The sequence below is a fragment of the Citrobacter sp. TBCS-14 genome (assembly GCF_005280805.1).
Classification (GTDB): domain Bacteria; phylum Pseudomonadota; class Gammaproteobacteria; order Enterobacterales; family Enterobacteriaceae; genus Citrobacter; species Citrobacter gillenii.
This window is the reverse complement of record NZ_SZWM01000185.1, coordinates 120569-137482: the sequence shown is the minus strand read 5'-3', so window position 1 is coordinate 137482 and position 16914 is coordinate 120569. Positions and strand designations below refer to the sequence as shown.

15 protein-coding genes are annotated in these 16914 nt (G+C 52.4%); 9 read left to right on the top strand and 6 right to left on the bottom strand.

What is annotated here, in order from left to right:
• Window positions 1–3: 3 nt before the first annotated feature.
• Genes ssuD through ssuE form a run of 3 tightly spaced genes read right to left on the bottom strand, consistent with a single transcriptional unit; the run spans window position 4 to window position 2688 of the window.
• Window positions 4–1149 (bottom strand): FMNH2-dependent alkanesulfonate monooxygenase, encoded by a 1146-nt coding sequence (gene ssuD, locus FDX22_RS09380; protein ID WP_146717094.1) that lies wholly within the window; start codon window positions 1147–1149, stop codon window positions 4–6.
• Window positions 1146–2120, bottom strand: a complete 975-nt coding sequence (locus tag FDX22_RS09375) for a sulfonate ABC transporter substrate-binding protein (protein WP_146717093.1) — start codon at window positions 2118–2120, stop codon at window positions 1146–1148. Before FDX22_RS09375 ends, ssuD begins: the two co-directional genes overlap by 4 nt.
• Window positions 2113–2688, bottom strand: coding sequence for an NADPH-dependent FMN reductase (ssuE, locus tag FDX22_RS09370; protein WP_146717092.1), 576 nt, complete (start codon window positions 2686–2688; stop codon window positions 2113–2115). The genes FDX22_RS09375 and ssuE overlap by 8 nt, the downstream gene beginning before the upstream one ends.
• 243 nt (window positions 2689–2931) lie before the next feature.
• Between ssuE and pyrD the strand changes: the two genes are divergently transcribed.
• Window positions 2932–3942 (top strand): quinone-dependent dihydroorotate dehydrogenase, encoded by a 1011-nt coding sequence (gene pyrD, locus FDX22_RS09360; RefSeq protein ID WP_146717091.1) that lies wholly within the window; start codon window positions 2932–2934, stop codon window positions 3940–3942.
• Window positions 3943–4107: 165 nt separating this feature from the next.
• Complete coding sequence (zapC, locus tag FDX22_RS09355; RefSeq protein WP_117341729.1) at window positions 4108–4650, top strand: cell division protein ZapC; 543 nt, start codon at window positions 4108–4110, stop codon at window positions 4648–4650.
• Here zapC and FDX22_RS09350 read toward each other — a convergent pair.
• Window positions 4647–5756: a YcbX family protein gene (locus FDX22_RS09350; protein WP_115258922.1), complete on the bottom strand. Its 1110-nt coding sequence runs from the start codon at window positions 5754–5756 to the stop codon at window positions 4647–4649. The two genes, zapC and FDX22_RS09350, sit on opposite strands and share 4 nt — an antisense overlap.
• Before the next feature lie 98 nt (window positions 5757–5854).
• Here FDX22_RS09350 and rlmKL point away from each other — a divergent pair, with 98 nt between their 5' ends.
• From rlmKL to rmf, 6 genes are all read left to right on the top strand, one after another.
• Window positions 5855–7963, top strand: coding sequence for a bifunctional 23S rRNA (guanine(2069)-N(7))-methyltransferase RlmK/23S rRNA (guanine(2445)-N(2))-methyltransferase RlmL (rlmKL, locus tag FDX22_RS09345; protein ID WP_146717090.1), 2109 nt, complete (start codon window positions 5855–5857; stop codon window positions 7961–7963).
• A 12-nt stretch (window positions 7964–7975) separates the two neighbouring features.
• Entirely contained in the window at window positions 7976–9883 is a 1908-nt protein-coding gene (locus FDX22_RS09340) for an ABC transporter ATP-binding protein (RefSeq protein ID WP_096757647.1), read from the top strand.
• 14 nt (window positions 9884–9897) lie between these two features.
• Complete coding sequence (gene pqiA, locus FDX22_RS09335) at window positions 9898–11151, top strand: membrane integrity-associated transporter subunit PqiA (RefSeq protein WP_096757646.1); 1254 nt, start codon at window positions 9898–9900, stop codon at window positions 11149–11151.
• A gap of 4 nt (window positions 11152–11155) precedes the next feature.
• The gene (gene pqiB / locus FDX22_RS09330) at window positions 11156–12796 is read left to right on the top strand and encodes an intermembrane transport protein PqiB (RefSeq protein WP_117341732.1); all 1641 of its coding nucleotides are present in this window, start codon (window positions 11156–11158) and stop codon (window positions 12794–12796) included.
• A complete protein-coding gene (gene pqiC, locus FDX22_RS09325) occupies window positions 12793–13356 on the top strand; it encodes a membrane integrity-associated transporter subunit PqiC (RefSeq protein WP_146717089.1) in 564 nt (187 codons plus the stop codon). Before pqiB ends, pqiC begins: the two co-directional genes overlap by 4 nt.
• 256 nt (window positions 13357–13612) lie before the next feature.
• Window positions 13613–13780 (top strand): ribosome modulation factor, encoded by a 168-nt coding sequence (rmf, locus tag FDX22_RS09320; protein WP_003035871.1) that lies wholly within the window; start codon window positions 13613–13615, stop codon window positions 13778–13780.
• A gap of 85 nt (window positions 13781–13865) precedes the next feature.
• Here rmf and fabA read toward each other — a convergent pair whose 3' ends face one another.
• The gene (fabA, locus tag FDX22_RS09315) at window positions 13866–14384 is read right to left on the bottom strand and encodes a bifunctional 3-hydroxydecanoyl-ACP dehydratase/trans-2-decenoyl-ACP isomerase (protein WP_003035875.1); all 519 of its coding nucleotides are present in this window, start codon (window positions 14382–14384) and stop codon (window positions 13866–13868) included.
• A gap of 68 nt (window positions 14385–14452) precedes the next feature.
• Entirely contained in the window at window positions 14453–16213 is a 1761-nt protein-coding gene (locus FDX22_RS09310) for a Lon protease family protein (RefSeq protein ID WP_137362388.1), read from the bottom strand.
• Between the two features lie 185 nt (window positions 16214–16398).
• Between FDX22_RS09310 and matP the strand changes: the two genes are divergently transcribed.
• The gene (matP, locus tag FDX22_RS09305; protein ID WP_096757641.1) at window positions 16399–16851 is read left to right on the top strand and encodes a macrodomain Ter protein MatP; all 453 of its coding nucleotides are present in this window, start codon (window positions 16399–16401) and stop codon (window positions 16849–16851) included.
• Window positions 16852–16914: the final 63 nt, after the last annotated feature.

The window sequence follows — 16914 nt, the reverse complement described above, 5'->3', positions numbered from 1 at the left end:
TCCTTAGCGTTGCGCGACGCTACGCGGAATAAATTCGTTCGCCACGGCTTCACCTTGTTGATGCAGGCGTTGCGGCTGCGGTATTTCTGGGATCGAGACATCCAGATGCGGGAACAGTAGCTCGCCGACCTTGTACGCCTCTTCCAGATGTGGATACCCGGACAACACAAAGCTGTCGATACCCAGCGCGGCATACTCATTAATCCGTGCCGCCACTGTTGGACCATCCCCCACCAGTGCGGTCCCGGCCCCGCCACGTACCAGTCCAACGCCCGCCCACAAGTTCGGGCTAATTTCCAGTTGGTCGCGCTTGCCGTTGTGCAGCGCTGCCATTCGGTGCTGGCCCACAGAGTCGGTTCTGGCGAAAGCGGCCTGGGCTTTGGCAATGGTGTCATCATCCAGATGGGCAATCAGGCGATCCGCTGCCTGCCATGCCTCTGCGGTGGTTTCGCGCACAATCACGTGCAGGCGAATACCAAAGCGGATCTTACGCCCAAGCGCCGCTGCTTTTGCCCGTACTTGCTCTATCTTCTCTTTCACCAAGTCGGGCGGCTCACCCCAGGTCAGATACAGATCAACCTGCTCTGCGGCCAGTTCCTGCGCGACGTCGGAAGACCCGCCGAAGTACAGTGGCGGATGGGGTTGTTGCACGGGCGGGAAAAAGAGTTTTGCCCCACGGACGTGAACGTGTTTACCGTTAAAATCCACGGTGTCGCCCTGTAGCAAGCGTCGCCATACCTGGGTAAATTCAGCGGAGGCTTCATAACGCTCAGTGTGATCGAGAAAAACACCATCACCTGCTAACTCTTGTGGATCGCTGCCGGTTACCAGATTAAATAGCGCCCGACCGTTGGACAGTCTGTCGAGCGTCGCCGCCTGGCGTGCCGCCACCGTAGGGGACGTCACGCTGGGGCGCAGCGCGACCAGAAATTTTAACCGCTGGGTGACCGGGATCATTGAGGCGGCAACCAACCAGGCATCTTCACAGGAGCGGCCTGTCGGGATCAGTACCCCGGTAAATCCCAGGCGGTCGGCCGTTTGCGCGATTTGTTGCAGATAACCATGATCGACCGGGCGTGCACCTTCTTCTGTTCCCAGATAATGGCCGTCACCGTGCGTGGGTAAAAACCAGAACATATTCAGACTCATAATTTTGCTCCTGTCTGCTGAGTGGGTTGCCAGATACGCTGGCGAATGTCGATTTTTTTCGGCACCAGCCGATTGTCATAAAACAGATCGGCAGTTTGTTGCTGCAATGCGGCAACAGAAGCACTGACGGGCGTAATGGAGGTTGGCGGACGATGGTCCAGATAGGACGCTATGACCGGCTCAGGTAGCCCCATCGTTTTCGCCAACAGGGTGATGCTCTGCTGGCGTTGGCTGAGCGTTAAGGCATCGGCCTGGCTGAAGGTGTCCAGCACGCCAGGAATAAATTCGCTGTTTTTCTCGGCATAAGGACGTGCAGCGAGATAAAACGATCCGGTCTGTTTAAGGTCGGTACCGTCTTTGAGTACGCGTACATCACCCTGCAGCAAGGCGGCGGAGTAGTAAGGGTCCCAAATTGCCCATGCATCCACATTCCCCTGTTGGAAAGCGGCACGCGCATCGGCGGGCGTCAGATAGGTGGCCTGGATATCGGTAAACTTCAACCCGGCCTGCTGCAAGGCCCTCAACAGCAGATTGTGCGCGCTGGAGCCTTTCTGGAAGGCGACCTTATGCCCTTTAAGCTCTGCGACGGTGTGGATGGGGCTGTCTTTCGGTACCAAAATCACTTCTGCATGCGGTTTTGGCGGTTCGACGCCGACATAGACCAGATCGGCCCCGGCGGCCTGAGCAAAAATCGGCGGGATATCACCAGTGCTGCCCAGATCGATGCTGCCGATATTGAGCGCCTCCAGCATTTGCGGGCCGGCTGGGAACTCTACCCAGGAGATTTTTGTTTGCGGGTAGCGTTTTTCCAGCAACTGATGGCTTTTAGCCAGCACCATGCTGACGCTGCCTTTCTGATAGCCAATGCGCAGGGCGTCTGGCGCGGTCTCTGCGGCGTGAACCAGCGTGGATAAAGACAGCAGTCCGGTCAGCGCCAGCCACGGCGTATGGCGTTTGAGTAAATTAAGCATGGGCGGTACCCCGCAGCGTGTTCACGTGCACAAATTGGACATCACGACGCTGCAACGCCTGCCAAAAGGTCTCGAGTGCACTGTCCAGGCGTAATTGCAGGTTCGGCGTAAACTGCGGCTTATGTTGATAATCAATAACCTGCGAATCATCGGCGAAAACGCCGTGCAGGATCTCCTGGGCCTTCAGTGCGCTGAGTACCGGTTTCAGGGCGTAATCGACGGCCAGTAAATGTGCTACGGTGCCGCCGGTGGCCAGTGGCAACACGACTTTGCCTTCCAGTGCACGTTCGGGGAGCAGGTCAAGCAAGGTTTTCAATGCGCCGGAATAGGCCGCTTTGTAGACCGGCGTGGCGACAATCAGTCCGTCTGCATCCTGCAACTGTTCGATAAACGTCTTCAGTGCCGGACTGTCGAAGCGCGCATAGATCAGATCCTCGGGCTCAAAATTGTGCAGATTCCAGTGATAGACCTCGACATCCTGTCCATGCAGTTTTTCTCGCGCATATTCCAGTAGGGCGCTGGAGCGAGAGGGGAAGCGTGGGCTACCCGCCAGAGTGATAACGCGCATATTTATATTCTCTCCTTATAACCAAATATTCGTTTTTATTTAACATTGATAACAATTTGTGCAGTCTGGCAGAGAGATTTTGTTTATCGAAATGATTTATGCGGGATAGAAAAGCTGAAAACTGCATAAAAGGAGGAGAAGAAAGAAAACGTTTGCGTTTTATTGCCGCAGGTCAATTCCCTTTTTGTTCACGATCGCACATAATACGCCCCCGGTTTGCACACCGGGAATCCAGGAGAGTTCATGTACTACCCCTTCGTTCGTAAAGCCCTTTTTCAGCTCGATCCAGAGCGCGCTCATGAATTGACATTCCAGCAATTACGTCGCATTACGGGCACGCCGCTCGAAGCGCTTGTCCGCCAGAAAGTACCGGCAAAACCGGTGACCTGCATGGGGCTGACGTTTAAGAATCCGCTCGGTCTTGCCGCCGGGCTGGATAAAGACGGGGAGTGCATTGATGCACTCGGTGCAATGGGGTTCGGCTCAATTGAGATAGGCACCGTGACGCCACGTCCTCAATCGGGTAATGATAAGCCACGTCTTTTCCGTCTGGTTGACGCAGAAGGTTTGATCAACCGCATGGGCTTCAATAACCTGGGCGTTGATAACCTGGTAGAGAACGTTAAGAAATCGCATTTTGACGGCATTCTGGGGATCAATATTGGTAAGAACAAAGATACCCCGGTAGAGAATGGCAAAGATGACTATCTGATTTGTATGGAAAAAGTCTATGCTTATGCTGGCTATATTGCGATTAATATTTCCTCACCTAATACGCCAGGGTTACGCACGCTGCAATACGGCGAAGCGCTGGATGATTTGCTGACGGCAATTAAAAATAAGCAAAACGATCTCCAGGCGATCCACCATAAATATGTTCCGGTGGCGGTAAAGATCGCCCCGGATCTTTCTGAAGAAGAACTGATCCAGGTGGCCGACAGTTTAGTTCGCCATAATATTGATGGCGTCATTGCCACCAACACCACGCTCGATCGCGCCCTGGTACAGGGAATGAAAAATTGCGATCAAATGGGTGGCCTGAGTGGTCGACCGTTACAATTAAAAAGCACCGAAATTATTCGCATGTTGTCCCGGGAATTAAAAGGGCAACTGCCGATTATCGGGGTTGGCGGTATCGACTCAGTCATCGCTGCGCGTGAGAAAATAGCCGCAGGGGCTTCCCTGGTTCAGATTTATTCAGGCTTTATTTTTAAAGGCCCGCCGTTGATTAAAGAAATCATCACCAATATCTGAATACTACCTTAATCACAAACCAGGGCTTTATTTCTGGCCCTGGTTGTTTTATATTCCTTTACTGTTGCTTATTTAAACATTCTGAGCTTTTATTATTAGGGCAATAAACGAAGCGGCAAAAGGATACTGTCGTAACGACGATGATTAAGGAATGGAGAGATACTGATGCGAATTAAACCCGACGATAACTGGCGCTGGTATTATGATGAAGAGCACGATCGTATGATGCTCGATTTAGCCAATGGCATGTTATTTCGTTCGCGTTTTGCGCGCAAAATGCTCACACCCGATGCATTCTCTCCGTCCGGTTTTTGCGTTGATGATGCCGCGCTTTATTTTTCTTTTGAAGAAAAATGCCGTGATCTGGATTTAGCCAAAGAGCAAAAAGCGGAGCTGGTACTCAATGCTCTGGTGGCTATTCGTTATCTAAAACCGCAAATGCCAAAAAGCTGGCACTTTGTGGCGCACACTGTGAGTTGGTCACCGAGGATAGGTGACGCTGCCTGCGTGTATTTAAGCGATACCGAGGAACAGGTCAATCTGTTAGTGGTTGAGCCGGGGGAAAATGCGGCCCTGTGTCTGTTGGCACAGCCGGGCGTGGTTATTGCCGGGCGCACCATGCAGCTTGGCGACGCCATTAAAATTATGAATGACAGACTGAAACCGCAACTCCCTGTCGACAGTTTCAGCCTTGAGCAGGCCGTTTAACTCTCCAGCCTGACCGCTGTTTTTGGCACACAACTGCAGCAAAGAATCGTCCCGTCATCACCAATCGCTGATTTTTTCAGCGGACTGACTTCGCCCTCTACCAGCCGAATCCGGCAGCATCCGCAGATCCCCGCCCTGCACGAATAAGGAACCCGGATCCCCTGGTTTTCCAGTTGTTCCAGTAACACCTGTTGATTGTTGCCACGAAAGGTGTGCCCCTGCCAGTCGATAAGCACGCTGGCATCAGGCTGCTGCTGTTGTGCAACAGTGTCATCGGAAGCCACCGCGCCGTAAGCTCGGGCGGGCCCGGTGGACAAAATTTCAACTTCATCGCCAACGCGGATCACGCCGCTGTTGCGGGCAATGAGATTCTGACCGAAATCGACATCGCCGTTATCCACCGCGCTGCGGAAGGTTTGCAGCGTTGCCAGCGGTTCACCGGATGGATGTTTCTGGCCTTTTTCAGGGCTGATAGTGGTGAAAATACAGCGGCTGCAGGGTTTTGCCACATCAAAGATGACCTCGCCAATGCGAATCACCTTCCAGGTGTCTTCCTCCCAGGCGCTAGCCCCTGAGACCACCAGGTTGGGGCGAAACTGTTCCATTCGGATACTGGCCGGGCAGCGTTGCTGCACATCGCGTAGTGAGGCTTCATTAGTCAGAAGGTAAGGAAAACCATCGGCGAACGAGAGCGGTACGCCGTCGTGGCGTTTGACCCGGCGGGTTAACTGTGGGCCAACCCAGCGTAACTGTACATCGCGCGAGAAAAAACCGCTGAGCCACTGATTGATAGCTGTTGGCGCGATACGTGCAGTAAAATGGTTTCCCCAGACTTCTGTTGGCGCATCCTGGGTGGCGAAGTCGGCAAAACGGACCAACGCACTGCTGCCGTCGGGTGCGGTTAAGTGCAACCCATCGTGTAAAGGGGAAGGGGTAAAACGGACCATCTGGGGGAACTGCCGGGCGGTGATGAACGTTCCGTCGGGTTCGGTAACCATAAAGATGCGGTCAAAGGCCAGACCGCTAACGTCTGCCAGGGCGTGCGTGAGCCCAATACCGCGCATTGATTTAACCGGATGAACAAAAAGTCGGGTTAACGTTACCACTGTACAGCCCCTCGAACGAAAATAAGCCTTCAACTTTATGACAAGGGCGCGAGATTAGCTATAATGCGCAGCAATTTTATTGGAGTAAAAGTGACATTATGAATTCTCTGTTTGCCAGTACGGCCCGTGGGCTGGAAGAGCTGTTAAAAACTGAACTGGAAAACCTCGGCGCCGCGGAGTGCCAGGTGGTTCAGGGTGGGGTCCATTTTAAGGGCGACACGCGGCTTGTTTACCAGAGCCTGATGTGGAGCCGCCTGGCCTCGCGCATTATCCTGCCGATGGGAGAGTGCAAGGTCTACAGCGATCTTGATCTGTACCTCGGTGTTCAGGCAATCGACTGGACAGAGATATTTAACCCAGGAGCGACGTTTGCTGTGCATTTTAGCGGCTTGAACGACACCATTCGTAACAGCCAGTACGGCGCATTAAAAGTAAAGGACGCGATTGTCGATTCCTTTACCCGTAAAAATATGGCCCGTCCGAATGTGGATCGCGAATCCCCGGATCTGCGTATTAACGTCTGGCTGAACAAAGATACCGCCAGCATTGCCCTCGATCTTAGCGGTGATGGTCTGCATCAGCGCGGCTATCGCGATCGTGCCGGTCAGGCGCCGATCAAAGAGACGCTGGCTGCGGCTATCGTGATGCGTTCTGGCTGGCAGCCGGGTACGCCGCTGCTCGATCCGATGTGTGGTTCCGGTACGCTGCTGATTGAAGCCGCGATGTGGGCAACCGATCGCGCACCCGGTCTGCACCGTGGCTACTGGGGCTTTAACGGTTGGGCGCAGCATGATGAAGCGGTCTGGCAAGAGGTGAAAGCGGAAGCACAGGTTCGCGCGCGTAAAGGGCTGGCGGACTATACGTCGCACTTCTATGGCTCTGATAGCGACGCCCGAGTGATTGAAAAAGCGCGCAGCAACGCCCGCCGCGCTGGGATTGCCGATCTGGTGACATTTGACGTCAAAGACGTAGCGAAACTGAGTAACCCGCTACCGCAAGGTCCGTATGGTACCGTTATCAGCAACCCGCCGTACGGTGAACGTCTGGATAGCGAACCGGCGCTGATCGCACTACACAGCCTGCTGGGCCGCACGATGAAAAACCAGTTTGGCGGCTGGAATCTGTCGCTGTTCAGCGCCTCACCGGATTTGTTCAGCAGTCTGCAATTACGCGCTGACAAGCAGTTTAAAGCCAAAAACGGCCCGCTGGATTGCGTACAGAAAAACTATCACGTCGCGGAAACCACTGCAGATAGTAAGCCTGCCACGGTGGCGGAAGACTACGCCAACCGTCTGCGTAAAAATATCAAAAAGCTGGAAAAATGGGCGCGTCAGGAAGGCATTGAATGCTATCGCCTGTACGATGCTGACCTGCCAGAATACAACGTCGCAGTCGACCGCTACGGTGACTGGGTTGTGGTTCAGGAATACGCGCCGCCGAAGACGGTTGATGCCCAGAAGGCTCGCCAGCGTCTGTTTGACATCATTGCCGCCACGCTGTCGGTACTGGAGATTGCGCCGAATAAACTGGTGCTGAAAACCCGTGAACGGCAGAAAGGGAAAAACCAGTATCAGAAGATGAATGAGAAGGGTGAATTCATTGAGGTGAGCGAGTACAACGCGCGCCTGTGGGTTAACCTGACCGACTATCTTGATACCGGTCTGTTCCTGGATCACCGTATAGCGCGCCGCATGCTGGGCCAGATGAGCAAGGGTAAAGATTTCCTCAATCTGTTCTCGTATACCGGCAGCGCCAGCGTACACGCCGGGCTTGGCGGTGCGCGCAGCACCACAACGGTCGATATGTCTCGTACTTATCTGGAGTGGGCGGAACGTAACCTGCGACTTAACGGGCTGAGCGGCCGCGCGCATCGTTTAATTCAGGCCGACTGCCTGGGCTGGCTGCGCGAAGCCAATGAACAGTTTGATCTGATCTTCATCGATCCACCGACCTTCTCTAACTCAAAACGTATGGAAGACTCGTTTGACGTGCAGCGCGATCATCTGGCGCTGATGAAAGATCTGAAGCGTCTGCTGCGTAAAGACGGCACGATCATGTTCTCTAACAACAAACGTGGATTCCGTATGGATCTCGACGGACTGGCCGAATTGGGATTGAAAGCACAAGAAATTACCCAAAAAACGCTTTCTCAGGACTTTGCCCGTAACCGTCAGATCCACAATTGCTGGCTGATTACCGCAGCCTGAAAGGAAAAATAAATGTCATTAATCAGTATGCATGGTGCATGGCTGTCGTTCAGCGATGCGCCGCTTCTTGATAATGCTGAACTGCATATCGAAGATAACGAGCGCGTTTGTCTGGTTGGCCGTAACGGCGCGGGCAAATCGACGCTGATGAAGATCCTCAACCGTGAACAGGGTCTTGACGACGGACGTATTATTTATGAACAGGATCTGGTTGTGGCACGTCTGCAGCAGGATCCGCCGCGTAACGTGCAGGGTACCGTCTACGATTTCGTTGCCGAAGGGATTGCAGAGCAGGCGGTGTATCTCAAGCGTTACCATGATATTTCGCATCTGGTGATCACCGATCCGAGTGATAAAAACCTGCAGGAACTGGCGAAGGTTCAGGAACAGCTGGATCACCACAATCTGTGGCAACTGGAAAACCGCATCAATGAAGTACTGGAACAGCTTGGGCTGGAGCCAGACATGGAACTGGCATCGCTTTCCGGCGGTTGGCTGCGTAAAGCCGCACTGGGCCGGGCGTTAGTCAGCAATCCACGCGTATTGTTGCTGGATGAACCGACCAACCATCTGGATATCGAAACCATCGACTGGCTGGAAGGGTTCCTGAAAACCTTCAATGGAACGATCATCTTCATTTCTCACGACCGTTCGTTTATTCGCAATATGGCAACGCGTATTGTCGATCTCGATCGCGGCAAGCTGGTGACCTATCCGGGTAATTACGATCAGTACCTGCTGGAGAAAGAAGAAGCGCTGCGTGTAGAAGAGCTACAGAATGCGGAGTTTGATCGCAAACTGGCGCAGGAAGAGGTCTGGATCCGTCAGGGCATTAAAGCGCGCCGTACACGTAACGAAGGCCGCGTGCGTGCGCTGAAGGCGATGCGTCGTGAGCGTGGCGAGCGTCGTGAAGTGATGGGTACCGCGAAGATGCAGGTCGAAGAGGCGAGCCGTTCGGGTAAAATCGTCTTTGAAATGGAGAATGTTGATTACCAGATTAACGGTAAACAACTGGTGAAAGACTTCTCGGCGCAGGTACAGCGTAGTGACAAAATTGCGTTAATTGGACCTAACGGTTGCGGTAAAACAACGCTAATCAAGCTGATGTTAGGTCAGTTACAGGCTGACAGCGGTCGTATCCATGTCGGTACCAAGCTGGAAGTGGCTTATTTTGACCAACACCGTGCGGAGCTGGATCCGGATAAAACCGTCATGGATAACCTGTCGGAAGGTAAGCAAGAGGTGATGGTCAACGGTAAACCACGTCACGTGCTGGGCTACCTGCAGGACTTCCTGTTCCACCCTAAGCGTGCGATGACACCAGTGCGTGCGCTCTCCGGTGGGGAACGAAACCGTCTGTTACTGGCGCGTCTTTTTCTGAAGCCCAGCAATCTTTTGATTCTCGATGAACCAACGAACGATCTCGACGTCGAAACGCTGGAACTTCTCGAAGAGTTGATTGACGGTTATCAGGGAACCGTATTGCTGGTTAGCCACGATCGTCAGTTTGTCGATAACACCGTTACCGAGTGCTGGATCTTCGAAGGCGGCGGCAAAATTGGTCGTTATGTAGGCGGTTACCATGACGCACGTGAGCAGCAGTCACAGTATGTGGCGTTTAAACAGCCTGTTGCCAAAAAAACAGAGGAAGTTGCTGCCCCTAAAGCAGAAATTGTAAAACGCGGCACCAGCAAACTAAGCTATAAACACCAGCGCGAACTGGAGCAGCTCCCTGCGCAGCTTGAAGAGCTGGAAGCTAAACTGGAAACGTTGCAGGCCCAGGTTGCTGATGCTTCTTTTTTCAGTCAGCCACATGAGCAAACGCAGCAGGTATTAGCTAATCTGAGCGAAGCGGAACAAGAACTTGAGCAAGCCTTTGAGCGCTGGGAGTATCTTGAGTCTTTGAAGAATGGCGCATAATTAAAGGAGCGCATATGTGCGAACATCACCATGCCGCGAAGCATATTTTGTGCTCGCAGTGTGACATGCTGGTGGCATTACCGAGCCTGACGCATGGTCAAAAAGCGGCATGTCCAAGATGTGGCACGACATTAACCGTTGCGTGGGACGCGCCAAGACAGCGTCCCACCGCGTATGTTATCGCAGCATTGTTCATGCTGCTTTTATCGAACCTTTTTCCCTTTGTGAACATGAATGTCGCAGGGGTGAGCAGCGAAGTCACGTTGCTGGAAATCCCCGGCGTTCTGTTTTCAGAAGACTACGCCAGTCTTGGCACCTTCTTTTTATTATTCGTGCAGTTGGTTCCTGCTTTTTGCCTGTTCACCATCTTATTGCTGGTGAACCGGGTTGAGATGCCCTGGCGGCTGAAAGCGTGGCTGGCGCGGATTCTGTTTCAGTTAAAAAGCTGGGGAATGGCAGAAATTTTCCTCGCAGGCGTGTTGGTGAGCTTTGTTAAGCTGATGGCCTATGGCGATATCGGCGTGGGGAGCAGCTTTATCCCGTGGTGCCTGTTTTGCGTTCTTCAGTTGCGCGCCTTTCAGTGTGTCGATCGTCGCTGGCTGTGGGATGATATCGCGCCAATGCCGGAGGTTAAGCAGGTCTTAAAACCCGGTGTACCCGGTATTCACCAGGGGTTGCGTTCCTGCTCCTGTTGTACCGCGATTCTTCCCGCTGACGAGCCGGTCTGCCCGCGCTGTCAGACAACGGGCTACGTGCGACGTAAAAACAGTCTGCAATGGACGCTGGCACTCCTGTTCACGTCGATCATGCTGTATCTGCCCGCCAATATTATGCCGATCATGATTACCGATTTGTTAGGGTCAAAACTGCCATCAACCATTATTGAAGGCGTTGTTTTAATCTGGAGCGAAGGTTCTTATCCGGTGGCAGCGGTCATCTTTATTGCCAGTATTCTGGTGCCGACGCTAAAAATGATCGCCATTGCCTGGCTGTGCTGGGATGCCAAAGGGCACGGCAAACGCGACAGTGAACGTATGCATTTCATTTATGAAGTTGTGGAATTTGTCGGTCGTTGGTCAATGATCGATGTTTTTGTTATTGCGGTACTCTCTGCGCTGGTGCGTATGGGAGGGTTGATGAACATTTATCCTGCAATGGGTGCATTGATGTTTGCTTTAGTCGTCATTATGACAATGTTTTCTGCGATGACGTTTGATCCACGTCTGTCGTGGGACCGTGAACCAGAACCAGGCCATGAGGAGTCCTGACAGCATGGAATCTAAAAGTGGGGAAGCCAAAGTGCAAAAGGTTAAAAACTGGTCGCCCGTGTGGATATTCCCAATCGTCACCGCACTCATCGGCGCGTGGGTCCTGTTTTATCACTACAGTCATCAGGGGCCGGTCGTCACGCTGATTACAACCAATGCTGAAGGTATTGAAGGTGGCAAAACCACGATCAAGAGCCGCAGCGTGGATGTCGGCGTCGTTGAGAGTGCCACGCTGACCGACGATTTGACGCATGTGGAAATTAAAGCACGCCTCAATTCTGGTATGGAAAAGCTGCTGCATAAAGACTCGGTCTTTTGGGTAGTGAAGCCGCAGGTGGGACGTGAAGGTATCAGTGGCTTAGGCACGCTGTTATCCGGGGCGTATATTGAACTGCAGCCGGGTAACAAAGGCAGCCAGCTCGCCAATTATCAGTTGCTGGACTCTCCACCGCTGGCACCGCCAGATGCGAAGGGGATCCGCGTGATTTTGGACAGCAAAAAAGCCGGTCAGCTTAGCCCGGGAGACCCGGTGTTGTTCCGCGGGTATCGCGTAGGGTCAGTTGAGACCAGCACCTTTGATGCGCAAAAACGCTCTATCAGCTATCAGCTTTTCATTAATGCGCCAAACGATCGCCTGGTCACCAGCAACGTACGTTTCTGGAAGGACAGCGGTATTGCCGTCGATCTCACCTCAGCGGGGATGCGTGTAGAAATGGGATCGCTAACCACGCTGTTTGGCGGTGGAGTCAGCTTTGATGTGCCGGAGGGGTTAGAACAAGGCCAGCCGGTTGCACAACAGGCCACGTTTAGCCTGTATGACGATCAAAAAAGTATTCAGGACTCGCTGTATACGGATCACATTGATTACCTGATGTTCTTTAAAGACTCGATTCGCGGGTTGCAGCCTGGTGCGCCGCTGGAGTTCCGTGGTATTCGCCTCGGTACGGTTAGCAAGGTGCCTTTCTTTGCCCCGAATATGCGTCAGGTGTTCAATGATGATTATCGTATTCCGGTGCTGGTGCGTATTGAACCAGAACGCCTTAAGGCGCAGTTGGGTGAAGATACTGATGTCGGTACCCATCTGGCCGAATTGCTCAAGCGTGGATTAAGAGGATCCCTGAAAACAGGGAATTTGGTCACCGGGGCGCTGTATGTCGATCTGGACTTCTATCCGAAGGATCCACCGATTACGGGCGTGCGCGAATTTAATGGTTACCAAATTATCCCGACCGTGAGCAGTGGTCTGGCGCAGATCCAGCAACGTTTGATGGAAGCATTGGATAAGATTAATAATCTGCCACTGAATCCGATGATTGTGCAGGCGACCACGACACTTTCAGAAAGCCAGCGCACGATGAAACATCTGCAAACGACGCTGGATAATATGAATAAGATCACCGGTAGCCAGTCGATGCAGCAGCTTCCTGCGGATATGCAGAATACACTGCGCGAACTGAATCGTAGCATGCAGGGCTTCCAGCCAGGTTCTGCGGCCTATAACAAGATGGTGGCAGATATGCAGCGTCTTGATCAGGTTCTGCGTGAGTTGCAGCCGGTATTGAAAACGTTGAACGATAAGAGTAACGCGCTGGTGTTTGAAGCGAAGGACAAAAAAGATCCAGAGCCGAAGAGGGCGAAACAATGAAAAAGTGGCTAGTGGTGATGATGGCGCTCTGGCTGACGTCATGCAGCTCCAGCGGAGAGAATAAAAGCTATTACCAGCTCCCTATCGCCCAAGGGGGCGTACAGAGTAGCGCTAACCAGGGGAACCGCCTGTTGTGGGTTGAGCAGGTGGCGGTACCGGATTACCTGGCAGGTAATGGCGTGGTGTACCAAACCAGTGATGTGAAGTACGTTATTGCCAACAGTAATCTGTGGGCCAGCCCGTTAGATCAGCAGTTGCGTAACACTCTCGTCGCCAACCTGAGCACGCAGTTGCCAGGGTGGGTGGTTGCCTCTCAACCGTTGGGCAGTACGCAGGACACGCTCAATGTGACGGTAACCGGCTTCCATGGCCGCTACGATGGTAAAGTGATCGTCAGTGGTGAATGGTTGCTGAATCACCAGGGACAACTGATTAAGCGCCCGTTCCACATCGAAGCCATGCAGACACAAGATGGCTATGATGAGATGGTGAAGGTACTGGCCAGCGCATGGAGCCAGGAGGCGACGGCTATCGCTCAAGAACTGAAACGCATTCCTTAAGCTTAAATAATTGTAAATTACACCGCCTTCGGCTCAGCGCCCTGGGCGGTTTTTTTTATTTTTTTCGCGACTGATATAACTGTTCTGACTCATGATTTTTGTATAGATGATTTACCGGGTAGCTCACAAATATGACACTGGCGTGAATTTTGCGCATTGACGAGTCTGATGTTTCGGGGTATTCGTTTAGTGTGATTGCACACTTAGTAATCACTGTTTTCTTTTCCACCAGACCCAAAGATGAGGGAAACGAGGCATGAAGAGACAAAAACGAGATCGCCTGGAACGGGCACATCAACGTGGATATCAGGCCGGCATCGCCGGACGCTCAAAAGAAATGTGTCCCTATCAGACGCTGAATCAAAGGTCATACTGGCTGGGAGGCTGGCGAGAAGCCATGGGGGATAGGGTGTTAATGGCCTGATTCTGTCTCTTTAGATAAAAGAAACCTCCGCATTGCGGAGGTTTCGCCTTTTGTAGCATCTTATCAGGCTAACAGATGTCCGCAATTAGAACGCAGACGTATCCTGGAAAAGGCCTACTTTCAGATCGTTCGCCGTGTAGATCAGACGACCATCAACCAGCACTTCACCATCTGCCAGGCCCATGATCAGGCGGCGGTTAACGATACGTTTGAAGTGAATGCGGTAAGTGACTTTCTTCGCGGTCGGCAGAACCTGACCGGTGAATTTCACTTCACCCACGCCCAGTGCACGGCCTTTACCTTCACCACCGAGCCAGCCGAGATAGAATCCAACCAGCTGCCACATGGCATCCAGACCCAGGCAGCCTGGCATCACCGGATCGCCAATAAAATGGCAACCGAAGAACCACAGGTCCGGGTTGATATCCAGTTCAGCTTCAACATAACCTTTGTCAAAGTTGCCACCGGTTTCGGTCATCTTGATGACACGGTCCATCATCAGCATGCTTGGTGCAGGCAGTTGTGGGCCTTTTGCGCCAAACAGCTCACCGCGACCAGAGGCAAGAAGGTCTTCTTTTGTATAGGATTCGCGTTTATCTACCATGTTCTCTGTAAGCCTTATCTTATTGAAGCACGCAGGATAGCTAACACGTGTACGCTGAACAAGTCCGATCAGTTCGGAATAATCCAGTTCAGCCAACGCAGCGGCCATGGAAAACGGTGACGACCTTCCTGTTGCGTTGCCGCAGCAATACGCTCCTGGATAGTTTGCATCAACGTTGTTTGGCCTTCGCCATCCCACACCAAATTTAACAACAGTGGCAACGCATCGGTCACGTCATCCACCGCCCAAATAGTGAACTTTTCTTCTTCAACGGCCTGTAACAGGGCTGGCGGTAGGCTCAGGTGCCTGACGTTGGCTGAAGGGATAATCACGCCCTGCGTACCGGTTAATTCACGCTGCTGGCAGATAGTGAAGAAACCTTCAATTTTCTCGTTCAGGCCACCGACAGGTTGCGCCCGGCCAAACTGATCGACAGAACCGGTAATCGCGATGCTTTGATTGACAGGAACATCGGCAAGGGCGCTAATTAATGCGCACAGTTCAGCCATGGATGCGCTGTCTCCATCTACTTCGCTGTAGGATTGCTCGAAGGTTAGCGAGGCAGAGAAGGGGATTTGCTGTTCGAGCTGCAGTTCCGACATCAGGAACGCCTGCATGATCATCATACCCTTGGCATGAATATTTCCGCCCAGTTCGGCTTTACGCTCAACATCGGTAAATTCGCCATCGCCAATATGCACAACGCAGCTGATACGAGAAGGTTCACCAAACGCGCGAGGATGCCCTGGAAACTCAATCACCGACAGCGCGTTTATTTGTCCAATTTGCTCGCCTTCCGTCTCGATAAGGATCTGCTCTTGCAGGATCTCATCCTGCATGCGTTCGGCCAGGAAACCTTCCCGCCATTCGCGTTGCGCCAGCATCAGACCCAGCTGTTCTGCGCTGCAGGTTTCGCCTTCACAAAGGGGGGCCACTTCCTTGAACTGGCGGATGATCCACAGCGGATTAAGCGGTAATGTCGCCTGATCGCCGGTATAACGAACGGCCTCACGCACCAGCGTTTGCCAGGCGTCAGGGGCGGGATAGGGAAGATTGTTGCGTATGGCGGTATGCGTGACCCACTGACACCACAGGGTCATGGTTTCAGCATCCACTATCTGCAGATTATCTTCAAACTCGCTGTAAATTGCCTGTTCAGCTAATTCTGGTTCCATTTCCTGGAAATCGGCCAGCGACTCACGCTCACCGACTAACACCACTTTCAGTTTCAGCGGCATAGACGGTACGGAGACAGGAAGTGGACGAGATTCGTCGAAAGCTACCCAGTCAAAGCGCTCGTGGCTGACAATGGCTTTCAGGCGCATCCACAGCAGGGGTTGAGCCAATAGGGTGCGTAATGAGATAACCAGCACGCCCCCGTTTGCCTGATGCACCAGTCCCGGTTGCAGCGTAATTTCACCATTGAACTGACGCAAACAGCCAAACAGTTGTTCGGCTTCAACCCAGTCAGCATTGACTACCTGAGTTAAGGTCGCAAAATTGTCTTCTGCGTGCTGTGCTGCACGGTAATGGATCTTGTGCCCAGAGATGTCGTAATGACCTCCGGTTAAGCTTCCGGCATCCGTATGTAATGAGCGCGCAGCCGTGGCGATAAGATTGAGATACTCAAGCTCTTCCGGCGCTTTCACCAGCATAAAGGAGGGCGTCGCCCATTGCTGAAGCAGTTGCTCAAGCGCAAATTGTAAGCGTGGTTGAGTATCACTGAGTAAGGTATCGGTTTCGTCAGTGACGTGCGGCTGTGCAAATATTTCCTGATAACTGTCAGTATCAGGAACCAGATCACGCCATGCAAGTTTCGTAATGGTCAAAGTTGATGTTTTTTAGTCTGTTGTAAAAAACGAGATTATACCGTAACCGTCAGCACTGCACACGTGGAATGCACCGCTAAACGGGGATGATGACGCGCGACAGTTCACAGGCTGGATATTCTTTTCTTCAGATGCCCAAAAAGCTGATATTCTGATAAGAGTTACACGGTAACATTGAGATCGCAATGAAATATCAACAACTTGAAAATCTTGAAAGCGGCTGGAAATGGAAGTATCTGGTGAAAAAGCATCGTGAAGGGGAGTTGATTACCCGTTACGTGGAAGCCAGCGCTGCCGAAGAAGCCGTTGATTTATTGCTAACCCTCGAAAATGAACCGGTTCGGGTGAATACCTGGATTGAAGAACACATGAATGCCGCGCTGCAAAATCGTATGAAGCAAACCATACGCGCGAGGCGTAAGCGGCACTTTAATGCAGAGCATCAGCATACGCGTAAGAAATCTATCGATCTGGAGTTCATGGTTTGGCAGCGCTTAGCAGGGCTTGCGCAGCGGCGTGGAAAAACGCTTTCTGAAACCATCGTGCAGCTGATTGAAGACGCTGAGCATAAAGAGAAGTACGCGAACAAAATGTCCACATTGAAGCAGGATTTACAAGCGCTGCTGGGAAAAGAATAGCCTGATGTCGGCTTCGGTGTGCTGAGCACCCACGTTTTTATGGTGAACCACAGGTGAAAAAAA